The organism is Sphingomonas sp. GM_Shp_1 (assembly GCF_026540895.1).
Taxonomy (GTDB): Bacteria; Pseudomonadota; Alphaproteobacteria; order Sphingomonadales; family Sphingomonadaceae; genus Sphingomonas.
Genome location: NZ_JALNUR010000033.1, coordinates 12,857 through 33,831 on the forward strand (window position 1 = coordinate 12,857; position 20,975 = coordinate 33,831).

The window sequence follows — 20,975 nt, forward strand, 5'->3', positions numbered from 1 at the left end:
CTTGCCGTGCGGGGCATTGGTTGCACCCGGCGACGGTCCATCCTATCTCCGCCCCATGGATATTTTGCCCGGAGCGGGCAGGGGGATGGCGGACCGATGGACAGTTTTGACGAGCGCCGGCGCGGGTTCGAGGCGAAGTTCGCGGCGGATCAGGACATGATGTTCCGCATCACGGCGCGGCGCAACCGGCTGGTCGCGCAATGGGCGGCGCAGCGGATGAAGCTGACTCCCGCCGAAACCGACGCCTATGCCAAGGCCGTCGTGCAGGCCGATTTCGAGGAAGCGGGCGATGAGGACGTCATCCGCAAGCTGCTGGGCGACCTGACCGCTGCCGGGATCGACGTGGGCGAGGCCGAGGTCCGCCGCGCCTTGGACGAGCAACTCGTCGAAGCCCGCCGCCAGTTGCTGGAGAGCCGCTGACATGCCAATGGCCGCCGACGATATCGCCGCGATGATCCGCGCCGCCATTCCCGATGCACAGGTCGACATCACCGATCTGGCCGGGGACGGGGACCATTATGCCGCGCATGTGACCGCCGCCAGTTTCGCGGGGATGAGCCGGGTGGCCCGCACCCGCGCCGTCTATGCCGCGCTGGGCGGGCGCATGGGGGGTGAACTCCACGCCCTGCAACTGACCACCGCGGTACCCGCCGCCTGACCCCTTTCCTGAGGAAGACCGATATGACCGACGATACGAACGCGCGGATCGACGCGCTGGTGAAGGACAATGCCGTCCTGCTGTTCATGAAGGGCACGCCGCTCTTCCCGCAATGCGGTTTCTCCAGCCGGGCGGTGGCGATCCTGAACCATCTGGACGTGCCGTTCGAGAGCGTGGACGTCCTCCAGGACCAGGGCATCCGCCAGGGTATCAAGGCCTATTCGGACTGGCCGACCATCCCGCAACTCTATGTGAAGGGTGAATTCGTCGGCGGATCGGACATCATGATGGAGATGTACGAAAGCGGCGAACTGGCCGAATTGGTCCAGGACGTAAAGACCGCGTGAAGCGACAGGGGGCCGGATGAAAATCCGGCCCTTTTTTATCCTCCCCGGAACGGGGAGGGGGACCGCCGCGAAGCGGTGGTGGAGGGGGCGTTCCACAAGTAAGGCCCTTCGTGGCAACTCCCCTCGGTCATCGCTGACGCCCTGCCACCTCCCCGTGCCGGGGAGGATCGAGTGCCCTATTGACTACGTCTGTAATCGCTCTAGGATTACATCTGTAATCAATGAGAAGGCGAGTCGATGGCCGAGCGTATCAGCGATGCCGAACACGCGGTGATGGAGGTTCTCTGGGAAGCGGCGCCGCTCACCGCGCAGGACGTGGCGGAGCGGGTCGATCCCGAACGCGGATGGACGACCAACACGGTCAAGACGCTGCTCGGTCGTCTGCTCGCCAAGGAAGCGATCGCACATGAGGAACAGGGGCGGCGCTATCTCTATCGCCCGCTGGTCGCACGCGACGATTATGTCGTGGGCGAATCCCGCCGCCTGATCGACCGGCTGTTCGGCGGCCGCCTGACCCCGCTGGTCGCGCATCTGGCCGAGCGGGACGAACTGACCGCGCAGGATATTTCCGAGATCGAGGCGCTGCTCAAGGAGCTGAAGGCGTGAGCGGCGCGACTTTGGGCTGGGCGGTAGAGGCGATGATCGCCTCTACCCTGCTCATGGCGCTGGTCCTGCTGGTCCGGCGTCATGTTCGCGAGGCGTTCGGGCCTCAGGTCGCCTATGCGCTCTGGGCGCTGCCGCTGCTCCGGCTGTTGCTGCCCCGGATGCCGCATCAGGTGTCGGAACAGGCGACGCCGCCGCTTTCGGCGGTCGGCGAGACGCTGAACGCCTATGTCGTCGTGCCGATGGCGACCCAGCTTCCCGCACCGATCGCCACGTCCAGCGTCTGGCCCAGCCTGGGGCAGGGGATCGCGCTGTTCTGGATCGTCGGGGCCGCCGGGTTCCTGGCGTTCCAGCTCCTACGCCACTGGCGCTTCCGCAGCCGGCTGCTGGCGACCGCCGAGCCGCTGGACGCGGTGGACGGCGTGCATGTGGTGGCCAGCGACGGCGCGCCGGGGCCGCTCGCCTTCGGGATATGGCGTCGGTACGTCGCCTTCCCGCGCGACTTCGCCGAACGCTATGACGCCGACGAGCGCGACCTGGCGCTGGCGCATGAGCTGGGCCATCATGCGCGGGGCGATTTGTTCGCCAACTGGATCGCGCTCGCCGTGCTGGCGCTCCACTGGTTCAATCCGATCGCCTGGCGCGCCTTCCATGCGTTTCGCGCCGATCAGGAACTCGCCAATGATGCGCGGGTCCTGAAGGGGCGCAGCCGGGCCGACCGGCATGTCTATGCCTGCGCCATCGTCAAGGCCGCCCATGGCCGGGCCCTGTCGGGAGCGTGCCATCTCCATACCATCGATGATCTGAAAGGGAGGCTGAAGATGTTGACCACTTCTCCGAAATCGCGTCGTCAGCTGATGCTGGGCGGAGCGACGGTGTCGCTGCTGGTGCTGGGCGGGCTGGGGGCGACCGCTTCGGGCACCCCGGCGGCGGCGGCGCTGACCAAGAAGGTCGAGCGGACGATCGGCGTCGATCTGACCACGCCCGCCTTGCCCGAACTCCCCGAACAGGCCGAATTGCCCGAGCTCCCCGAAACGCCTGAAGCTCCGGTCGCGCCGTCGACGGTGGCGCAACCCGGCGTCGCCGCGCCTGTCGCCCCGGCCGCACCCGCTGCCCCCGCCAGGCCGGCGGTGGCGGCGGCACCGCTGGACCCGATGGCCCCCATGACGCCGATGGTCCCGGAAACCCCGGAAACGCCGTTGGTCGCGGAAACGGAGGGCACGCATGTCGTCGCCACTCGCAATGGTCGCCGTTTCCAGATCGTGACTACCGATGGCCGCGTCCCGATGGGCCCCATGCCGCTGGTCCGGTCGGGCGCGTGCGGCACCGCCGGCAGCGACACCCGGACGAGCTATGTCACGACCAATGGCCGGACGAAGCAGAAGGTGACCGTCATCTGCACCGACCGGATCGAGAAGATGGCACGTCAGGCGTCCTTGTCCGCCTTGAGCGCCCAGCGCACGGCGCAGGTGAACATGCGGATCGCGCTGGCCAGCATCGAGAATGCCCGCGCCTCGATCATGCGCGACCGCAACCTGTCCGAGGATGCCCGCCGCGACGCGCTGAATGGCCTGAACGAGGCGACCGCCGAGCTGAAGGCCGAGATGGCGGACCGCGACGAGGATTGATCCTTCACCATGTTACCCCAACTCGACCCCTGTGTTCGCCCGTCGGGCACAGGGGTTGCCTCTTGCCCGTCACTTGCCCACATATGGCGTGATGGCTGAGCACCCGACCGGCATTCCGATCCTGCTTGAGCCGCTGGTTTCCCGCGTGCTCGCACCCAATCCCTCGCCCTTCACCTATACGGGGACGCAGACCCATATCGTCGGCGACCGCGACCTTGCGGTGATCGATCCGGGCCCTGACGATCCCGCCCACCTCGACGCGCTGCTGAGCGCGATCGACGGACGCCCGGTGAGGGCGATCCTGATTACCCATCATCACCGCGACCATAGCCCGGCCAGCCGCCCGCTGGCCAAGGCGACCGGCGCGCCCATCATGGGGGCCGCCCCTTTCGCCGTCGATTATGAAGGCGGTCGGTCCGACGCGGCGTTCGACCGGGACTATGCGCCCGACCATGTCCTGGCGGAGGGGGAGGGCGTTGCCGGCGACGGGTGGACGCTGACCGCGCTGGCGACGCCGGGCCATACCTCCAACCATCTGGCCTTCGCACTGCCCGAGACCAGGGCGCTATTTTCCGGCGATCACGTCATGGGCTGGTCGACCAGCATCGTCTCGCCCCCCGATGGCGACATGGCCGATTATATGGCGAGCTTGGAAAAGCTGATGGAGCGCGACGACCGCGTCTATTATCCCGGGCATGGCGAGGCGGTCGACAATCCGCAGCGGCTGGTGCGGGGGATGCTGGGCCATCGCAAGCAGCGCGAGGGGCAGATTCTGCGCCTGCTGGGCCAGGGCGACGACCTGACCATCGCGGCTATGACCGCGCGTATGTATGTCGGGCTGAACCCCAAGCTGCTTCCGGCGGCGGAACGCTCGGTCCTGGCGCATCTCTACGACCTGCGCACACGCGGGCTGGTCCGCGAGGAAGGAGCATCATGGACGAGCGCGGCGTGACATCGCCGACCCCTGTGACGCGGTCGCGCGGCGGTGTCGGCCTGTTCTTGACCAAGGTGGCCGGGGTGTTGGTGCTGCTGGTCCTGGCGGGCCTGATCGCCGCCTGGGGCGTTCAGCGCTATGTCGCCGACCGGCTGACCCCCGATCCGACGACGATCGCGCGGGCGAGCCTGGACGGGCTTCGCGAGCAGAACCGGCTGTCCGCCTTCGCCGCACGCTATGTCGCGGTCGTCACCTCGCGCCAGTCACAGCTGGGCTTCTCGACCGAGCGGACACTGATCATGCCGGGCATGGTCCGCTACGAGGTCGATCTGGGCAAGCTGCGCCAGCAGGATGTCCGCTGGGACGCTGGCAACCGCACCCTGTCGGTCACGCTGCCGCCGGTGGAGATCGACGGGCCGCAGGTCGATCTGTCGGCGATCCGCGAATATGGCTCGGGCGGGGTGCTGACCACCTTCACCGATGCCGAACAGCGGCTGGACGCCGCCAACCGCACGGCGGGTCAGGTCGAGTTGATGCGCCAGGCCCGTGCGCCGTCGCCGATGAAGCTGGCGCGCGATGCGACGCGCCGTGCGGTGGAGCGGAGCTTTTCCATGCCGCTCCGCGCCGCCGGGGTGGATGCGACCGTGAAGGTACGCTTTTCGGACGAGCCGTCCAGCGACGAACATTGGGACACCACCCGCACGGTTCAGGAGGTTCTGGGCAACACGGGCTAACGTCACCGATTGTCGGCGCAGCCCTGTGCGCCTAGGGGAAATGTCATGACCATCCAGACGAATCTGACGGGCCTCGACCTGCGCGCCGAGATCGACCGCCTCCGCAAGGAACGCAACGCCGTCATCCTCGCGCATTATTACCAGAAGCCCGAGATTCAGGACCTGGCCGATTTCGTCGGCGACAGCCTGGATTTGAGCCGCAAGGCGCAGGCGACCGATGCGGACGTCATCGCCTTTTGCGGGGTGCGCTTCATGGCGGAGACGGCCAAGATCCTGTCGCCCGACAAGATCGTCGTGCTGCCCGACATGGCGGCCGGGTGCAGCCTGGAGGATAGTTGTCCCCCCGAACAGTTCGCCGAGTTCCGGGCGCAACACCCGGACCATATCGCGCTGACGTACATCAACTGCTCGACCGAGGTGAAGGCGCTGTCCGACATCATCGTGACGTCTTCGTCCGCCGAGCAGATTCTGTCGCAGATCGACCCCGATCAGAAGATCATCTTCGGCCCGGACCGCAATCTCGGCGGCTATCTGGCGCGCAAGACCGGACGCGAGATGCTGCTCTGGCCCGGCGTGTGCATCGTGCACGAGGCGTTCAGCGAAACCGAACTGCTCAAGCTGCGCGCCCAGCACCCCGATGCGCCCATCGCCGCGCATCCGGAATGTCCGGCGGTGATCCTCGACCACGCCGATTATGTCGGATCGACGCGCGGCATCCTGGAGTTTGCGCAGACGGTGCAGGGCGACACGCTGATCGTCGCGACCGAGCCGCACATCATCCATCAGATGCAAAAGGCGATGCCCGGCAAGACCTTCATCGGCGCGCCGGGGGCGGACGGCAACTGCAACTGCAATATCTGCCCCTATATGGCGCTGAACACGATGGAGAAGCTGTATCTGGCGCTCCGCGACCTGACGCCGCGCGTCGAGATCGAGGAAGGGTTGCGGCTTCAGGCGAAGAAGAGCCTCGACGCGATGCTGACGCTCGCCAGCGGTACGGTCGGCAAGGGCGATCTGGGGCCGGTGCGCGCGTGATCGAGGGTTTCGACCTCGACGCTTTCGTCCCCGCGACGCTGGCCGAGGATCTGGGGCCGGGCGGGGACATTACCTCCGCCGCCGTGATCCCCGCCGACGCGCGCTTCCTCGGCACCATGGCCAGCCGTGACGCGATCACCGTCGCCGGGCTGCCGATCGCCGAGGCGTTCTTTCGTCGTCTCGACCCGGATGTGGTGATCGAACATCTGGTCGAGGACGGGGCGAGCGTCGCCCCCGGAACCGCGCTGCTCCGCCTGTCGGGCAAGGCGCGCGCGATGCTGACCGCCGAACGCTCGGCGCTGAACACCGTCCAGCATCTGTCGGGCATCGCGACTATGACGGCGGCCTATGTCGCCGCGATCGCGGGGACCGGTGCGACCTTGCTCGACACACGCAAGACGATTCCCGGCCTTCGTCTGATCGAGAAATATGCGACCCGCATGGGCGGCGCGCAGAACCATCGCATGGGCCTGTGGGATGCGGCGATGATCAAGGACAATCACGTCGCGGTCGCGGGCGGGATCGGCCCGGCGGTGACGGCGGCGAAGGATGCGGGGATCGCCCGGATCATCGTCGAGGTCGACCGTCTCGACCAGATCGAGCCCGCGCTGGCGGCGGGGGCGACGCATCTGCTGCTCGACAATATGGGCCCGGCGCAATTGGCGGAGGGTGTCGCCCTGGTCGCCGGGCGCGTGCCGACCGAGGCGTCGGGCGGCGTCCGGCTGGACACCATTCGCGCGCTGGCGGAGACCGGCGTGACCTATATCAGCGTGGGCCGCTTGACCCAGTCGGCCCCGGCGGCGGATATCGGACTGGATTTCGCCGCCGCCTGACGACGGCGTTTCGTGAAGGGGAAAAGGGCGTGCGACCGAAATCGGTGATATTGGGCGAGCGGCTGTCGTTCCTCGCCATGCTGTTGCTGCTGGTGCTGGCGGTGCTCGGCTGGAACGACACGGTGGCGCAGGCGGGGGCGGCGATCGCGGTGATCGCCAACGGCCTGCTGATCGGGCTGTTCCTGTTGGCGACCCTGCTGGTCACGCGGATGGCGAGCCGGGGTGGGCTTGTCTTCCTGGCGATCCTGACCGTGCTGAACCTGCTCGGTTTTCTGTATCAGGTGTCCGAAGGCGCGCTGGCGCAGGGGCTGTTCGGAGTGCTGACCAGCGTGCAGGCGGCGGCGTCACTGGTCGCCGTCGTCATGCTGATGCGGCCCAATGCGATGGCCTGGTATCGCACCATGGCGGAGGTGAGCGAGGCATGAAGACCACCCTGATCGCGCTGGCGATGCTGGCCGCACCGCAACTGGCGGGCGCGCAGACGCTGCAATGCTCCGCCCCGACCGGCGCCCAGAGCATTCGCCCCGACCTGCCCCGCGACAGCCAGCCGGTGCGCGTCCTGCCCATCGGCGGCTATACGCTCGCCATCACTTGGAGCCCGCAATATTGCCGCGACCCCAAGGGGGACAGCCGCTTCCAGTGCGGATCGGGCAACCGCTTCGGCTTCACCCTGCATGGGCTTTGGCCCGATGGCGTGGGCAAGGACTGGCCGCAATATTGCCGCCCGACCGCGATCCTGCCCCAGCCGGTGGTTCGTCGCCATATCTGCGCCACGCCTTCGGCCCAGCTCATGCAGCATGAATGGGCCAAGCACGGCACCTGCATGACGGGTTATAGCCCGTCGCGCTATTTCACCCAGTCGAACGGCTTGTACCACCGCCTGCACTTTCCCGACATGAACGCACTGTCGCGGCGTAGCGCGCTGACGGCGGGCGATCTGGCGAGTGCGGTGGCGGCGGCGAACCGGGGCATGACCGCCGACATGATGCGCGTGACGGCGACCCGCGACGGCTGGCTCGACGAAATCTGGATCTGCCTGAACAAGGCGTTCCGCTATACCCGCTGCCCGGTCCATCAGGGCGGATTGTCGCCCAGCGCGCCGATCAAGATCTGGCGCGGGGCACGCTGAGCCCGCTTATCCCTCCACCGTCACGGTGGAGGGGTGATGCTTGTCGAGATGCTTGCGGATAATCCGCAGGTTGCGGGTGTTGGAGCGGAACATCACGTCCGCCGCATCGCCGATCAGCGGCACGAAGCCGAGCACCGCGTCGAATCCGACATTGCCCATCATCCGCAGCATCTGCAATTTCGACAGGCCCAGATTGCGTGCCTCCCAGATGATATAGCTGCCCAGCGCGGCGGCGGCGATATCGCCGACGACGGGGACCAGCCCCAGCACCACGTCCAGCCCGATCGGGCGGTTGATTCCGGGAAGGACCACCACCCGCTCCAGCAATGCCTCCATCGCCTCGATCCGGCGACGGCTGGCGGCGATCCCCTTGTCCAGAGGAAGCGCGTCGAAGGCGCCGGGATCGATACGGGATGCGTTGGCCATGGCTATCAGTTGGGGGTGCCCCGCAGATGGTTCAATGGATGCCATGCGCGACTATTGACCTGATATTGCCGCAAGCGATTGGCGACGAGCGACCAGCGCAACGGGCGGGCCAGTGGAATGAAGGGCGTGTCGGCATTCAGCGCGGCATCGGCGAGGGCGATGGCTCGGCTCCTTTCCGCCAGCGTGGGAGCGAGCCGTGCCTGCTCGATCGCCGCCTGAGCCGCCTCGCCACAGGGCGCGCAGGCGGTAGCGATGTACCAGCGGGCGCTGTCGAAGGGTGCGACCGCATCGATCAGCCGCAGATCGGCGGGTGCGTCGCTCGCCACCCGTTCCGGCGTGATGCCGATGCGCAGCAGGGTCGCGCCGATCTGACCGTAAAGCAGGTTTGCGCCAGGCCCCTCGGGTAGCGCGACCCGCAGCTTGACCGGCTCTCCCCATGCCGCGACCCGGGCGCGTGCGCCCGCGCGCCGTTCGTCCAGCGTCAACAGCGCCCAGCCGGGGATTTGCGGGGGAGCATCCGAGTCCAGCGCATCGGGCAGCAACCGATCGGTCGCCTCCCAATTGGGCGCCACCGCCGACAACAGCGTCGCCCGGTCGAATGCCGACGACAGGGCCTGGCGATTGGCGGGATTGGCCAGAAAGCCTTGGCGGTTGGCAATGGACAGTCCGAACAGCCCGGCGGCGGGATCGATTCGGACGGCGGCGGGGTTGACCTGCACACCGTCCAGCAACGGCCATTCCGTGAACCGCCCGCCCAGCATCAGGTCGGACCCACCCCGGGCGAAGCGCAGGATCGCGCGGGCGGGGCTTTCGGAGATCAGGCGGACATCGTCCTCGGGCGCTGGTGCCGCATCGTCGTCGGGCTCGACACGTCGGGGATCGGGAATGGGGCGAAGCAGGGGCGGCGGCCCGGCCCGGATGATCCGGAACGGCCCCGTGCCATGCCGTGTCCGATCGATGATCGCCATTTCGGGCTGGGCGAACAGCTTGAGCAGGTCGGGGCGGGGCCGTGACAGCCGCACCTCGATGACCTGCGGCGTCATCACGACGATCTCGTCGATCGCGGTCAGGAACGGCGCGAGCGGATTGCCGGAACGCGCAGAGGCGAGGCGGCGGAGGATCGGCACGACCTGCTCGGCGGTGACGGGGCTGCCATCATCCCATTTCGCCTCGCGCAGGCGGAAGATGAAGCTGCCGCCGTCATCGATGACGATCCAGCGTTCGGCCAGTCCCGGCTCGATCTGTCCATTGGCGTCGAACCGGACCAGTCCCTGCGCCAGCGAATCCCGCAACAGGCGATGCGATGTATCGCCATCGGCGAAGCCGGAACGGCCGGACCCCGATCCGCCGCCGCTTCGCCCCTGAACCGCACTGACGGTCACCGCGCCGGTATCGGCCTGGCGGTCACAGCCGCCGACGGACAGAAGCGCGGCGGCCAAGGCGATGGTGCGGACGGCGGGACTCGAACCCGCACTCCAGGGGAAGCCGATTTTAAGTCGGCAGCGTCTACCGGTTTCGCCACGTCCGCGCACGGGCACAGGAAGAGACGAGGTCGCCGCAAAGGTCAAGTAAAGACCGGTCGTCAGGCGATGATAGTATTGCCTGTGTCCCGCCGCACTGCCGGATGCGCGCGAAAAGGGATCAGCCGGCCTCGACGTTCAGGCGAGCGCGCATTTCCTTGCCGGGTTTGAAATAGGGGACGCGCTTGGCGACAACCTCGACGGTTTCGCCGGTGCGGGGATTGCGTCCAGTACGGGCGCCGCGCGAACGGGTCGAAAAGGCGCCGAAGCCGCGCAGTTCAACACGACCGTTGTCCGCAAGACGTTTTGTGATTTCGTCAAAGAAGATAGTCACGATCAACTCGACTTCACGCGGGTTCAGCCCCGGATTGTGTTGACCGATTTTCTGCACCAGTTCCGAACGGATCATCGTCTAGTCCCAAGCTATAGACCAGCCGTTCCTAACCTGTGTTTCTCGCTGCTGAAAGTGTTTTTATTATACAATTAAGCAACGGATATGTCTAATTATGTCAAATGTGCACGAAACCGGGACATGCTTAAAAAAACATGCCCCGGTCCAGTAGTTTACTTCTGCGTGCGAGCCTTCAGAGCTTCACCCAGAATATCGCCCAGCGACGCGCCCGAGTCGGACGAACCGTACTGAGCCACCGCCTGCTTCTCTTCGGCGATCTGCATCGCCTTGACCGAGAAGGTCGGCTTCTTCGAACGATCGAAGCCGGTGACCATCGCGTCGAACTTCTGGCCGACCTGGAAGCGCTCGGGGCGCTGCTCGTCACGGTCGCGACCCAGATCGGTGCGCTTGATGAAGCCGGTCGCGCCATCGTCGCCCGCCTGGACTTCGAGGCCCGCATCGCGGACTTCGAGGACGGTCACGGTGACGACCTGGTTCTTGTTCAGACGATCGCCAGCCGCAGCCACGCCGCCGGCGACGGGGCCGCCGCGCTCGAGCTGCTTCATGCCGAGCGAGATGCGCTCCTTCTCGGGGTCGATGTCCAGAACCACGGCCTGAACGACTTCGCCCTTGCGGTGCAGGTTCAGGGCATCCTCACCCGACACGCCCCAGGCGATGTCCGACATGTGGACCATGCCGTCGACGTCGTTGTCCAGGCCGATGAACAGGCCGAACTCGGTCGCGTTCTTGACTTCGCCCTCGACGGTCGAGCCGATCGGATGGGCAGCGGCGAACGCTTCCCACGGATTGGCCTGAGCCTGCTTGAGGCCGAGGCTGATGCGGCGCTTTTCCTGATCGACTTCCAGGACGACCACATCGACTTCCTGAGAGGTCGAGACGATCTTGCCCGGATGGACGTTCTTCTTGGTCCAGGACATTTCCGAGACGTGGACCAGGCCTTCGATGCCCGGCTCCAGCTCGACGAACGCACCGTACTCGGTGATGTTCGTGACGCGGCCCGACAGCTTGGCGCCGACCGGATACTTCGCACCGGCACCATCCCACGGATCGCTCTCGAGCTGCTTCATGCCGAGCGAGATGCGCTGCGTGTCCTTGTTGATGCGGATGATCTGCACCTTCACGGTGTCGCCGATCGCGATCATCTCCGACGGATGATTGACGCGCTTGTACGACAGGTCGGTGACGTGCAGCAGGCCGTCGATGCCGCCCAGGTCCACGAACGCACCATAATCGGTGATGTTCTTGACGACGCCGTCGATGATCTGACCCTCGGCCAGGCTCTGGATCAGGCCCGAACGCTGCTCGGCGCGGGTCTCTTCCAGGACCGCGCGACGCGACACGACGATGTTGCCGCGCTTGCGGTCCATCTTCAGGATCTGGAACGGCTGCGGGATGTCCATCAGCGGGGTGACGTCGCGGACGGGACGGATATCGACCTGGCTGCCGGGCAGGAACGCCACGGCGCCGTTCAGGTCGACGGTGAAGCCACCCTTCACGCGGCCGAAGATCACGCCTTCGACGCGGGCCGACTTCGAGAATTCGAGTTCCAGCTTGTCCCAGGCGGCTTCGCGGCGGGCGCGATCGCGGCTGAGCATCGCTTCGCCGTGCATGTTCTCGACGCGATCGACATAGACCTCGACTTCGTCACCGACCTTCAGGTCGGCCTTCTGGCCGGGGGCAGCGAATTCGCGGAGGGGCACACGGCCTTCCGACTTCAGGCCGACGTCGATGACGGCCATGTCGTTTTCGATCGCGGTGACGGTGCCATGCACGACGCGACCCTCGAAGCTGTCGGCACCGCCGAACATGTCATCGAGCATCGCCGCGAAATCGTCGCGCGTGGGCTGGGGGTTGGTTGCCATAAAAGGGTTAAGTTCCTGAGAGTTTTTCGCCTTCGGCCAGGACATCGTGTCCGACCTTCGACGATGGCCGCGCCGACCCCATGCCGACGCCACCAGGCCCGAAGATGTGACTGAAACACGGAAAAGCGGCGGTCCGCGAGAAATGCGGAAAGGACGCTGAGGGCAGGCCCTCGCGTCAGCCTCTCCGCGGAACAGGGTCCGCGAGCGCGCCGCCTATAGCCGAAAAGGGGATTTCGCGCAAGGAAGTGGATACATCTTCCTCCCCTGCAAGGGGAGGGGGACCAGCGGAGCTGGTGGAGGGGTGTCCCCCTATCCAGAGCGCGACACCCCTCCGTCAGGCCTGACGGCCTGCCACCTCCCCTTGCAGGGGAGGAGTTTACGAGCGTGTCTTCGTCGCCACCTGCGCGTCAACGAACTGGATCGCGCGGGTGACCGCTGCGTCGATCGTCAGGCTGGAGGTGTCGAGCGCCGCCGCGTCCGCGGCCTGGGTGAGGGGGGCCGTCGCCCGGCCGCTGTCGCGTTCGTCTCTCGCCCGGATATCGGCGAGCACTTGCTCGAACGTGACGTCCGCGCCGTTCTTGACCAGTTCGTTATGCCGCCGCCGGGCCCGAACCTGGGAACTGGCCTTCACGAACAGCTTGGCGTCGGCATCGGGCGCGATGACCGTGCCGATGTCCCGCCCGTCTAGGATCGCCCCGCCGGGCTGGTTGGCGAAGCGCTTCTGCCGCTGGAGCAACGCCGCGCGCACCAGCGGATGCGCCGACACGACCGAGGCGAGCTTGCCCGTCTCGTCCTCCCGCAGTCGGGGATCGGCAAGCAGGCTGTCGTCGAAACCGCAGGCGGCGACCGCATCCGCTTCCTTTGTCGGATCGAGGTGCAGATCGCTGACCGTCATGGCGACTGCGCGGTAGAGCAGGCCGGTGTCGAGATGCGGCAGTCCGTAATGCCGGGCGAGCGCGCGGGCGATGGTGCCCTTGCCGCTCGCCGCCGGCCCGTCGACGGCGATGATCATGCCAGCGCTCCGAGCTTTTGCAGCGTGTCGAAGAAGATGGGATAGCTGGTCGCGACCGGGGCGGCATCGTCCAGCGTGATGGGCTCGCGAGCGTTCAGCGCGGCGATGGTCATGCTCATCGCGATCCGGTGGTCGAGCAGCGTCGCGATGGTCGCACCACCGGGGATCGGCTCGCCGCCGGTGCCGGTCACCGCCATGCCGTCCTCGAACTCCTCGCAAGGCACGCCGCACGCGCCGAGCGCATTGGCCATCGCGGTGATGCGGTCTGACTCCTTGACGCGCAGCTCCTCCGCGCCGCGCGCGATGGTCGTGCCGGTGGCGAAGGCGGCGGCCACGAACAGCACGGGATATTCGTCGATCATGCTGGGCGTCAGTTCGGGCGGCACCTCGATCGCCGACAGGGCGGCATGGCGGACGCGCAGATCGGCGACCGGCTCGCCGCCGACGATTCGGGCGTCCAGCTCGGTGATGTCCGCGCCCATCAGCTTGAGCGCCTCGATGATGCCGGTGCGGGTGGGGTTCATGCCGACATTGGTGATGGTCACATCCGCGCCCGGCACGATCGAGCCCGCGACCAGCCAGAAGGCCGCCGAGGAGGGATCGCCCGGCACGACGATATTCTGCGGCTTCAGCTCCGCTTCCCCACGAATCGTGATGACCCGGCCTTCGGGGGAGGGGGTGACGGTCAGGTCCGCGCCGAAGCCCGCCAGCATCCGCTCGCTATGGTCGCGGGTCGCGATCGGTTCGATCACCGTGGTTTCGCCGGGCGTGTTGAGGCCCGCGAGCAGGATCGCCGACTTCACTTGGGCCGAGGCGACGGGGAGAGTGTAGCGGATCGGCACCGCCGGGCTGATCCCCCGGACCATCAGGGGCAGGCGACCGCCCGGCGTGTCCTGAAACTCTGCGCCCATCTGCGACAGCGGCTCGATCACCCGGCCCATGGGGCGCTTGGAAAGCGAGGCATCGCCGATGAAGGTCGCGGTGATCGGATGGCTGGCGACCAGCCCCATCAACAGGCGGGTCGAGGTGCCCGAATTGCCCATGTCGAGCGCGCCTTCGGGCTGGAGCAGTCCGCCGACCCCGACGCCGTGGATCACCCATACCCCGTCATCCTGCCGGACGATGTCGGCGCCCATCGCGCGCATCGCGGCGGCGGTGGCGAGCACGTCCTCGCCCTCCAGCAGCCCCTCGACGCGGCTTTCACCGACCGCGAGCGCGGAGAGCATCAGCGAGCGGTGGCTGATCGATTTGTCGCCCGGAACGGCGATGGTGCCGCGAAGGGCGGCGGCGGCTCGCACGGTGCGAGGCTGGGGAAGGGTGTGCGGCATGATGGCGCGGGCTTTTGACAGGGGGCTTGCGCTGTGGCAAGGCGCGCCCACTTTTCGCTCCGGCGGAAAACCCAATCCGAAAGGTGATGAACGGCATGATCAAGCCGGAATGGGGCACGAAGCGTACGTGCCCGAAATGCGCGACGCGCTTTTACGACCTCGAAAAGGACGACCCTGTCACCTGCATCAATTGCGGGACGCAGTGGGAGCCCGAGCCCATCCTGAAGTCGAAGCAGCCTCTGCCCTTCGAGCAGAACAAGCCCGAGAACAAGGAAGCCGATAGCGATCTGGCGGGCGGTGACGACGAAGATCTGGACATCACCGGGGAGGACGAAGAGCCCTCGCCCGACGATGAAGTCGATCTGGGTGGCGACGACGACCTGGGCGTGGAAACGTCCAGCGAGGACGACGAACACTGAGTTGGTTCGGGGTTCGGCGGCTCTTGAAAAAAGTGCTTGCCGAGCCCCGGCGGCCCCGCTAGTGGGCTGCCTCCACAGCGGAACGGGGCCGTAGCTCAGCTGGGAGAGCGCTGCAATGGCATTGCAGAGGTCAGGGGTTCGATCCCCCTCGGCTCCACCATTCCGCCGGACTTTCAGCGCGATCTGATCCGCTGACAGGCATGCCCGCTTCCCGCCGGGTCACTGCCGAAATCGATGGGGCCGTAGCTCAGCTGGGAGAGCGCTGCAATGGCATTGCAGAGGTCAGGGGTTCGATCCCCCTCGGCTCCACCATCTTACTAATAGATTGAATTCGGCGTCACCTGACCGGTGGGGTCTTTTTTGCGTTTCGGCATCGGACCACTCGGGCGGCTCGCCTAGGGCCAATCGACATTCCTGCTAGTTCTTCCCTCTCCCCTGGACAGGGGAGAGGGGTAGCGGAGCTTGCCAGCCCTGCTGGCTAGCGCAGCTTGGGTGAGGGGTTAGCGAGCCGTAGGCTCGCGCGCTCGGCTCGCGAGCGCAGCACCCCTCACCCAGCTCCGACTAAGCCTTTGCTTTCGCAAAGACCAAGTCTGCGCAACCCTCTCCCCTCAGAGAGGGGCGAGGGAAGAGAAGCGCATAGCCGAATGTCGATCCGGCCTAGCGCCTTGCATGAACCGCAAGTTGATCGCGAACACGCGGCGATGATGGTTCGGCACGTCCGGGATAGAAAAAAGGCCGGGCCGATCGACAGCCCGGCCTTTGTATTTACGCCGCGAGCCCGTGGTGACGCAGCAGCGCATCCGGCTGCGGCGCCCGGCCCCGGAAGGCCCGGAAATTCTCCGCCGCCGGGCGGCTAGCCCCGCGCGCCAGCACCTCGCGGCGGAAGCGGTCGCCCGCCGCCTGGCCTTCCTCGGCAAAGGCCGCGAAGGCGTCCGCCGACAGCAGTTCGGCCCAGAGATAGCTGTAATAGCCCGCCGCATAGCCGCCCGCGAAGATATGGCTGAAGCTATGTGGGAAGCGATTCCACTCCGGCGGGCGGATCACCGCCACTTCGTCGCGCACCGCCGTCAGCACCTCCATGACCCGGCCGCCCGTTGCCGGGTCGTAATCGCGGTGCAACCGCAGGTCGAAGGTCGCGAACTCGATCTGGCGGAGCAGGAACAGCCCGGCCTGGAAGCGCCGCGCCGCCAGCATCTTGGCGAACAGATCGTCGGGCAGGGGCTCACCGGTCTCGACATGCGCCGACAGCTCGGTCAGCGTCGCGCGGTCCCAAGCAAAATTTTCCATGAACTGGCTGGGCAGCTCGACCGCGTCCCATTCCACGCCCGAAATTCCGCCGATCGAGGGTAGATCGACCTCGGTCAGCAGGTGGTGCAGCACATGGCCGAACTCATGCAGCAGCGTGACGACATCGCCATGCGCCAGCAGGGCCGGGGTGTTGCCCGTCGCGGGCGGGAAGTTGCAGGTCAGATAGGCGATCGGCCGGTGGAATCGGTCGGCGTCGCGGAAGCGGGGACGGCACACGTCCATCCAGGCGCCACCGCGCTTGCCGGCACGCGCATGGAAATCGCAATAGACCCCCGCGACGATCTCGCCGCTGGCATCCTGCACATCATAATAACGGACATCGGCATTCCACACCGACACGTCGGGCCGCTCGACGAGACGAATGCCATAGAGCCGCTCGATCAGCGCGATGGTGCCTTCCATCACGCGGGGCAGGGGGAAATAGGCGCGGATCGCCTCGCGATCGACGCCGAAGCGCTCACGGCGCATGTGCTCGGCGACATAACCCGTGTCCCAGGGTTCCAGCTTGGCGATGCCGAACTTTTCGGCGGCATAGGCACTCGCCTCGGCCACTTCGCGCTCGGCGAGCGGACGCGCACGCGCGGCGAGGTCGGACAGGAAGGCCAGCGCTTCGTCGGCCGACTGCGCCATCTTGGTCTCGACCGAGCGGGCGGCGGCGTCGCTGAAGCCGAGCAGCCGGGCCGCTTCATGGCGCAACGCCAGGATACGGTCGATCCTTGCGCTATTGTCATGGCTCGGATCGGCGGCCTGTTCCGAGGCGCGGGTGGCATAGGCCTTGGCGACACGCGCCCGCAGGTCGCGATTGTCGGCCTGACTCAGGATCGCCTGCACGCTGGGTTCGCGCAGCGTGACCAGCCAGCCGTCCAACTCCTTCTCGGCGGCATAGGCGGCGAGGATCGCCTTGGCATTCTCCGTCAGGCCGGAGAGCAGCGCCTCGTCGGTGACATGCTCGCTCCATGCCTCGCTCGAATCGAGCACGGCATTGCCGAATTCGGTGGTCAGCTTGTTCAGCTCGACGCCGATCTCGCGGAACCGCGCCTTGGCCGCATCGTCCAGCGCGACGCCCGACAGGGTGAAGTCACGCCGCGCCAGCACCACGGCGCGCGCCTCCGCCTCGGTCAGCGGGGCCAGGTCGACCCGGTTGAAGGCGGCGAACAGGCGAGGGTCCTGGCCCGCCTCCAGCCCATATTCGGCCAGCTTCGCCTGCGCCTCGGCAAAGGCGGCGCGCAGTTCGGGCGTGTCGGCAACCGAATGGAGATGGCTTGCCGGCGACCAGCCGCGTGCGATCGCGAAGCCCGCCCGCTCGCTGGCCAGCACGACATCGGCGAAATCGCTGGCGTTGGAGCCGCCGATCCGGTCGGCGGCGGCGCGGGCCTCGGCGATCATCTGGTCGACGGCGGGAACCAGATGCTCAGGCCGGATCGCGGCGAAATCGGGAAGGTCGGTATCGGCAAGAAGTGGATTCATGGTCATTCGGCATCCTTGAGAAACATATGTCGCAGGCTCATCTCGGCAGCGTCGACGCTTTCGGCAAGGCCCTGTTGCGCCAGCCAGCGTCGATCATGGTGGCAATCGGCATAGCGCGCGCCGTGGTCGCAGATCAGGGTGGCGACCGAACCGACCTGTTCGGCGGCCGTCATTTCCAGCGCCAGCATCGCGGTTGCGACGAAGTTCGTTCCCGTCGACGGGCCCACCGGACGGCCGAGCAGTTCGCTGGCGATCCGCATCCCGGCGATCGACACGGCATCGGGCAGCTTCATCATCCGGTCGATCGTACCGGGCAGGAAGGACGGCTCGACTCGCGGACGCCCGACCCCCTCGATTCGCGATGGCTGGGTGCAGCATGCCGCGGGATCCCCGTCGCGATACCCCGCAAAAAAGGCGCTATGTTCGACATCGGCGACGCACAGCCGGGTCGGCAGACCGCGATGGCGGCAATGGCGTCCGATGGTAGCGGCGGTCCCGCCGGTGCCCGCACCGACGACGATCCAATCGGGGACCACATGCGGCTCGCCCGCCATCTGGGTCAGGATCGCCGAACCGATATTGTCGCAGCGCCAGTCGGTCGCCGGGGCAGCGTTGGTGAACTGGTCCAGATAGACCCCACCCAGCGCATCGGCCAGATCGCGGGCTTCGTCATACAGGCGGTGAGGCGCGACCAGATGGCACTGCCCCCCCTGAGCGGCGATGGCCCGGATCTTGGCGGGCGCGGTGCTGGCGGGCATGACGGCATGAAAGGGCAGGTCGAGCAGCCGTGCGAAATAGGCCTCCGATACCGCGGTCGAGCCGGACGACGCTTCTACCAAAGGCCGCCCCTCGCGGATCACGCCCGCGACGACGCCGCTGGTGAAGAGCGAACGCGCCAGCCGGTGCTTCAGGCTGCCGGTCGGGTGCGCCGACTCGTCCTTCATATAGAGATCGATCGAGGGAGCCGCCGGCAGGTGAAGCGCCAGCAACGGCGTCTCCGGGCAGCGACGCCGGTCGCGGTCGAGCACGCCCAGCGCACGGGCGACAAAATCCCGGTCAATCGGGCGCTCGGCCGTCACGATCCCCAGCCGCTCGGCCGCCGAAGCATGGCTGGATGTGTCCTGATGGGGTGGATTCGCGGTGGTCATCAACATCGACTTTTCCTTATTCGTCGATAAGAATATGCGGAATCACCTGCCAAATCATACCAAAGCTGCGGTGTAATCGCGGTTGGAATGTAAGAAATTTGCGGATCAACGCGCCATGATCGATAAAATTGACACTGCCATTCTTACCCAGCTTCAATCCGACGCCAGCCTTTCGGTCGCGGAGATCGCGACGCGCGTGAACCTTTCTCAAAATGCCTGCTGGCGGCGCATTCGGCGGCTGGAGGAAGAGGGATATATCCTGAAGCGCGTCGCACTGCTCGATCCCGAAAAGCTGGAGGCCGGCATGGCGGTGTTCGTCAGCATCCGCACCGCCGAGCACTCTGCCGAGTGGCTGGACACCTTCGCGCGCGCGGTCAGCGATATGCCTGAGGTGGTCGAATTCTATCGGATGGCGGGGGAGATCGATTATCTGCTGAAGATCCGCGTCGCCGACATCAAGGCTTATGACCGCGTATATAAGCGGCTGATCGAACGGGTGAGGCTGGTCGATGTCAGCGCGGCCTTCGCCATGGAGGAGATCAAGCACAGCACCGCCATCCCGCTACCCGGAAGATAGCCCAATCCGATACCAATTGCATTTTATGCAACTCAATTTGCTCATGTTGCATTTGCGTAAACCATCGCTGCGGTGCACAAGGGTCGGGCCTTTCAGGCATCCTCTCCTAAAAACTTTTCGGCCGGTCGCATGACCGGCCTTTTTTTTGGCCGGAATTTCCCCTACGGAATTCCGGCATCACCCGCCAAACACACAAATAGAATCGATAATCAGGAGCGGAAGCCGCCGGTAGGACCGGCATCGGCAGGGCGATCGGGATGGGGGTTGAGCGATTCGGGCATTGCTCCCCCCAACTTCCACGGCGCGATTCGCGCGCTCCCTGACCATCCTAAGGTGACATTACGGCTCCCTGGGGTCTATTCCTCCGATTTCGCGATACGTTCGCCTGACCAGGTCCGGCATCGCATCATCCGACCGAGGAGCGCCCGTGATCCAGCGCCTGTTTTCCGTATTCGAACCTTTCGTACTGAGCCTTTTGGGAACGGTGCTGCTGGCGACCGTCCTGCCCGCGCGGGGTGGGTTCGCCACCTTCGCCTCTTATCTGGCGGATGCCGGGATCGTGCTGCTCTTCTTCCTGCACGGCGCCAAGCTGTCCCGCGATGCGATCTGGGTCGGTCTGCGCAACTGGCCGCTGCATCTGGCGGTGCTGGCGTCGACCTTCCTGTTGTTTCCGGTGCTGGGCCTGGGGCTGTCGCACCTGCCGGGCGTCGATTCGTCCTTCGCGGCGGGCTTGCTGTTTCTGACGCTGCTCCCCTCGACGGTGCAGTCCTCCATCGCCTTCACCGCCATCGCGCGGGGCAATGTGGCGGCGGCGATATGCAGTGCATCCTTTTCGAATCTGCTCGGCATCGTGCTGACCCCGGCGCTGGTCGCACTGTTGATGCGGGTGAACGGCGGGGCGGGGGTGTCGCTTGCCTCGATCGAAGGAATCCTGATTCAATTGCTCGCGCCCTTCGTCGCAGGGCATCTGTTGAGGCCATGGATCGGCGGCTTTGTCGGTCGCCACAAGTCCTTGCTGACGATCGTCGATCGCGGATCGATCCTGCTGGTCGTCTATACGGCCTTCGGCGCGGCGGTGGTGGAAGGGTTGTGGACGCGGGTGTCGCCGGGCGACCTGGGACAACTGATCCTTCTATGCATGCTGCTGCTGGGCATCGTTCTGGCCGCGACCTATGCGATCGCACGGACGATGCGCCTTTCCCCGGAGGACGCGATCGTCCTCCAATTCTGCGGATCGAAGAAGAGCCTGGCCTCCGGCGTCCCGATGGCGGGCGTGCTGTTCCCGGCGGCACAGGTCGGCGTGATCCTGTTGCCCGTCATGCTGTTCCACCAGATCCAGCTGATCGCCTGCGCGATGCTCGCTCGGCATTATGGGGACAGGGCGGCGAGGGAGGGCGAAGAGCCGAGCCGCACGCTTTGACAGAGGGATATGACGCTGCGGTGCAAGAAAAATGGCAGTGATGTGAAAAAAGCTGTTGACCCGAATCGCGGGTCGGCCTAGAGGGGTTTCACCGCAGCGGTGGTCGTCGAGACTGACCGATGCAGCTACGACAGACTGGCGCGCTGGAAGCCCTGGGAACGGGGTGGTAAGGTGT

Annotated in this window: 22 protein-coding genes and 3 tRNA genes; 16 read left to right on the forward strand and 9 right to left on the reverse strand. The window is 66.2% G+C overall.

Features of this window, described 5'->3' with window-relative positions:
* Positions 1 to 96: 96 nt before the first annotated feature.
* The 11 genes from OXQ33_RS14280 to OXQ33_RS14330 all read left to right on the forward strand — a co-directional run bounded on the left by OXQ33_RS14280 (position 97) and on the right by OXQ33_RS14330 (position 7,901).
* Positions 97 to 420: a DUF1476 domain-containing protein gene (locus OXQ33_RS14280; RefSeq protein WP_267435362.1), complete on the forward strand. Its 324-nt coding sequence runs from the start codon at positions 97 to 99 to the stop codon at positions 418 to 420.
* 1 nt (position 421) lies between these two features.
* Positions 422 to 658 carry a BolA/IbaG family iron-sulfur metabolism protein gene (locus OXQ33_RS14285; RefSeq protein ID WP_267435363.1) on the forward strand — a complete coding sequence of 79 codons (237 nt, stop codon included), beginning with the start codon at positions 422 to 424 and terminating at the stop codon, positions 656 to 658.
* A 23-nt stretch (positions 659 to 681) separates the two neighbouring features.
* On the forward strand, positions 682 to 1,005 hold the full coding sequence (gene grxD, locus OXQ33_RS14290; RefSeq protein WP_056439494.1) for a Grx4 family monothiol glutaredoxin: 324 nt from the start codon (positions 682 to 684) through the stop codon (positions 1,003 to 1,005).
* A 237-nt stretch (positions 1,006 to 1,242) separates the two neighbouring features.
* A complete protein-coding gene (locus OXQ33_RS14295; RefSeq protein WP_267435364.1) occupies positions 1,243 to 1,611 on the forward strand; it encodes a BlaI/MecI/CopY family transcriptional regulator in 369 nt (122 codons plus the stop codon).
* The gene (locus tag OXQ33_RS14300) at positions 1,608 to 3,236 is read left to right on the forward strand and encodes a M56 family metallopeptidase (protein ID WP_267435365.1); all 1,629 of its coding nucleotides are present in this window, start codon (positions 1,608 to 1,610) and stop codon (positions 3,234 to 3,236) included. Before OXQ33_RS14295 ends, OXQ33_RS14300 begins: the two co-directional genes overlap by 4 nt.
* A 91-nt stretch (positions 3,237 to 3,327) precedes the next feature.
* Positions 3,328 to 4,188 (forward strand): MBL fold metallo-hydrolase, encoded by an 861-nt coding sequence (locus OXQ33_RS14305; protein ID WP_267435366.1) that lies wholly within the window; start codon positions 3,328 to 3,330, stop codon positions 4,186 to 4,188.
* Positions 4,170 to 4,904: a DUF4230 domain-containing protein gene (locus tag OXQ33_RS14310; protein WP_267435367.1), complete on the forward strand. Its 735-nt coding sequence runs from the start codon at positions 4,170 to 4,172 to the stop codon at positions 4,902 to 4,904. The genes OXQ33_RS14305 and OXQ33_RS14310 overlap by 19 nt, the downstream gene beginning before the upstream one ends.
* Positions 4,905 to 4,949: 45 nt before the next feature.
* A complete protein-coding gene (gene nadA / locus OXQ33_RS14315) occupies positions 4,950 to 5,939 on the forward strand; it encodes a quinolinate synthase NadA (RefSeq protein ID WP_267435368.1) in 990 nt (329 codons plus the stop codon).
* Entirely contained in the window at positions 5,936 to 6,772 is an 837-nt protein-coding gene (gene nadC, locus OXQ33_RS14320) for a carboxylating nicotinate-nucleotide diphosphorylase (RefSeq protein WP_267435369.1), read from the forward strand. The genes nadA and nadC overlap by 4 nt, the downstream gene beginning before the upstream one ends.
* 29 nt (positions 6,773 to 6,801) lie before the next feature.
* Complete coding sequence (locus tag OXQ33_RS14325; RefSeq protein ID WP_267435370.1) at positions 6,802 to 7,197, forward strand: hypothetical protein; 396 nt, start codon at positions 6,802 to 6,804, stop codon at positions 7,195 to 7,197.
* Positions 7,194 to 7,901, forward strand: coding sequence for a ribonuclease T (locus OXQ33_RS14330; RefSeq protein ID WP_267435371.1), 708 nt, complete (start codon positions 7,194 to 7,196; stop codon positions 7,899 to 7,901). Before OXQ33_RS14325 ends, OXQ33_RS14330 begins: the two co-directional genes overlap by 4 nt.
* A gap of 6 nt (positions 7,902 to 7,907) precedes the next feature.
* Here OXQ33_RS14330 and OXQ33_RS14335 read toward each other — a convergent pair whose 3' ends face one another.
* The 7 genes from OXQ33_RS14335 to aroA all read right to left on the reverse strand — a co-directional run bounded on the left by OXQ33_RS14335 (position 7,908) and on the right by aroA (position 14,461).
* Positions 7,908 to 8,327: a DUF4112 domain-containing protein gene (locus OXQ33_RS14335; RefSeq protein ID WP_267435372.1), complete on the reverse strand. Its 420-nt coding sequence runs from the start codon at positions 8,325 to 8,327 to the stop codon at positions 7,908 to 7,910.
* A gap of 5 nt (positions 8,328 to 8,332) precedes the next feature.
* Positions 8,333 to 9,766, reverse strand: coding sequence for an ABC transporter substrate-binding protein (locus OXQ33_RS14340; protein ID WP_267435374.1), 1,434 nt, complete (start codon positions 9,764 to 9,766; stop codon positions 8,333 to 8,335).
* Between the two features lie 5 nt (positions 9,767 to 9,771).
* Positions 9,772 to 9,855: transfer RNA gene (locus OXQ33_RS14345), tRNA-Leu, on the reverse strand.
* Positions 9,856 to 9,968: 113 nt separating this feature from the next.
* Positions 9,969 to 10,256, reverse strand: coding sequence for an integration host factor subunit beta (locus tag OXQ33_RS14350; protein ID WP_267435375.1), 288 nt, complete (start codon positions 10,254 to 10,256; stop codon positions 9,969 to 9,971).
* 155 nt (positions 10,257 to 10,411) lie between these two features.
* Positions 10,412 to 12,121, reverse strand: coding sequence for a 30S ribosomal protein S1 (rpsA, locus tag OXQ33_RS14355; protein ID WP_056439406.1), 1,710 nt, complete (start codon positions 12,119 to 12,121; stop codon positions 10,412 to 10,414).
* Positions 12,122 to 12,497: 376 nt separating this feature from the next.
* Positions 12,498 to 13,133, reverse strand: coding sequence for a d(CMP) kinase (locus OXQ33_RS14360; protein WP_267435376.1), 636 nt, complete (start codon positions 13,131 to 13,133; stop codon positions 12,498 to 12,500).
* Positions 13,130 to 14,461: a 3-phosphoshikimate 1-carboxyvinyltransferase gene (gene aroA, locus OXQ33_RS14365; protein ID WP_267435377.1), complete on the reverse strand. Its 1,332-nt coding sequence runs from the start codon at positions 14,459 to 14,461 to the stop codon at positions 13,130 to 13,132. Before aroA ends, OXQ33_RS14360 begins: the two co-directional genes overlap by 4 nt.
* Before the next feature lie 95 nt (positions 14,462 to 14,556).
* Here aroA and OXQ33_RS14370 point away from each other — a divergent pair, with 95 nt between their 5' ends.
* From OXQ33_RS14370 to OXQ33_RS14380, 3 genes are all read left to right on the forward strand, one after another.
* Positions 14,557 to 14,880 carry a TIGR02300 family protein gene (locus OXQ33_RS14370; RefSeq protein ID WP_058717749.1) on the forward strand — a complete coding sequence of 108 codons (324 nt, stop codon included), beginning with the start codon at positions 14,557 to 14,559 and terminating at the stop codon, positions 14,878 to 14,880.
* 84 nt (positions 14,881 to 14,964) lie between these two features.
* Positions 14,965 to 15,040, forward strand: a tRNA-Ala gene (locus OXQ33_RS14375).
* A 76-nt stretch (positions 15,041 to 15,116) separates the two neighbouring features.
* A tRNA-Ala gene (locus tag OXQ33_RS14380) sits at positions 15,117 to 15,192 on the forward strand.
* A gap of 453 nt (positions 15,193 to 15,645) precedes the next feature.
* Here the strand turns inward: OXQ33_RS14380 and OXQ33_RS14385 are convergent.
* Together OXQ33_RS14385 and OXQ33_RS14390 are read right to left on the reverse strand one after the other, a co-directional pair.
* A complete protein-coding gene (locus tag OXQ33_RS14385; RefSeq protein WP_267435378.1) occupies positions 15,646 to 17,661 on the reverse strand; it encodes a M3 family metallopeptidase in 2,016 nt (671 codons plus the stop codon).
* A complete protein-coding gene (locus tag OXQ33_RS14390) occupies positions 17,658 to 18,803 on the reverse strand; it encodes a pyridoxal-phosphate dependent enzyme (RefSeq protein WP_267435379.1) in 1,146 nt (381 codons plus the stop codon). The genes OXQ33_RS14385 and OXQ33_RS14390 overlap by 4 nt, the downstream gene beginning before the upstream one ends.
* A 115-nt stretch (positions 18,804 to 18,918) precedes the next feature.
* Between OXQ33_RS14390 and OXQ33_RS14395 the strand changes: the two genes are divergently transcribed.
* A complete protein-coding gene (locus tag OXQ33_RS14395; RefSeq protein ID WP_267435380.1) occupies positions 18,919 to 19,380 on the forward strand; it encodes an Lrp/AsnC family transcriptional regulator in 462 nt (153 codons plus the stop codon).
* A gap of 430 nt (positions 19,381 to 19,810) precedes the next feature.
* On the forward strand, positions 19,811 to 20,800 hold the full coding sequence (locus OXQ33_RS14400; RefSeq protein WP_267435382.1) for a bile acid:sodium symporter family protein: 990 nt from the start codon (positions 19,811 to 19,813) through the stop codon (positions 20,798 to 20,800).
* The last annotated feature ends 175 nt before the right edge of the window (positions 20,801 to 20,975 follow it).

Excerpts from the sequence above, each read along its gene's own strand:
- OXQ33_RS14295 (WP_267435364.1), top strand. The coding sequence starts at position 1,243 with ATGGCCGAGCGTATCAGCGATGCCGAACACGCGGTGATGGAGGTTCTC.
- OXQ33_RS14335 (WP_267435372.1), bottom strand. The coding sequence starts at position 8,327 with ATGGCCAACGCATCCCGTATCGATCCCGGCGCCTTCGACGCGCTTCCT.
- OXQ33_RS14385 (WP_267435378.1), bottom strand. The coding sequence starts at position 17,661 with ATGACCATGAATCCACTTCTTGCCGATACCGACCTTCCCGATTTCGCC.
- OXQ33_RS14330 (WP_267435371.1), top strand. The coding sequence starts at position 7,194 with ATGAAGACCACCCTGATCGCGCTGGCGATGCTGGCCGCACCGCAACTG.
- rpsA (WP_056439406.1), bottom strand. The coding sequence starts at position 12,121 with ATGGCAACCAACCCCCAGCCCACGCGCGACGATTTCGCGGCGATGCTC.
- grxD (WP_056439494.1), top strand. The coding sequence starts at position 682 with ATGACCGACGATACGAACGCGCGGATCGACGCGCTGGTGAAGGACAAT.
- OXQ33_RS14370 (WP_058717749.1), top strand. The coding sequence starts at position 14,557 with ATGATCAAGCCGGAATGGGGCACGAAGCGTACGTGCCCGAAATGCGCG.
- OXQ33_RS14310 (WP_267435367.1), top strand. The coding sequence starts at position 4,170 with ATGGACGAGCGCGGCGTGACATCGCCGACCCCTGTGACGCGGTCGCGC.
- OXQ33_RS14395 (WP_267435380.1), top strand. The coding sequence starts at position 18,919 with ATGATCGATAAAATTGACACTGCCATTCTTACCCAGCTTCAATCCGAC.
- nadA (WP_267435368.1), top strand. The coding sequence starts at position 4,950 with ATGACCATCCAGACGAATCTGACGGGCCTCGACCTGCGCGCCGAGATC.
- OXQ33_RS14285 (WP_267435363.1), top strand. The coding sequence starts at position 422 with ATGCCAATGGCCGCCGACGATATCGCCGCGATGATCCGCGCCGCCATT.
- OXQ33_RS14360 (WP_267435376.1), bottom strand. The coding sequence starts at position 13,133 with ATGATCATCGCCGTCGACGGGCCGGCGGCGAGCGGCAAGGGCACCATC.
- OXQ33_RS14390 (WP_267435379.1), bottom strand. The coding sequence starts at position 18,803 with ATGACCACCGCGAATCCACCCCATCAGGACACATCCAGCCATGCTTCG.
- OXQ33_RS14305 (WP_267435366.1), top strand. The coding sequence starts at position 3,328 with ATGGCTGAGCACCCGACCGGCATTCCGATCCTGCTTGAGCCGCTGGTT.
- OXQ33_RS14280 (WP_267435362.1), top strand. The coding sequence starts at position 97 with ATGGACAGTTTTGACGAGCGCCGGCGCGGGTTCGAGGCGAAGTTCGCG.
- aroA (WP_267435377.1), bottom strand. The coding sequence starts at position 14,461 with ATGCCGCACACCCTTCCCCAGCCTCGCACCGTGCGAGCCGCCGCCGCC.
- OXQ33_RS14350 (WP_267435375.1), bottom strand. The coding sequence starts at position 10,256 with ATGATCCGTTCGGAACTGGTGCAGAAAATCGGTCAACACAATCCGGGG.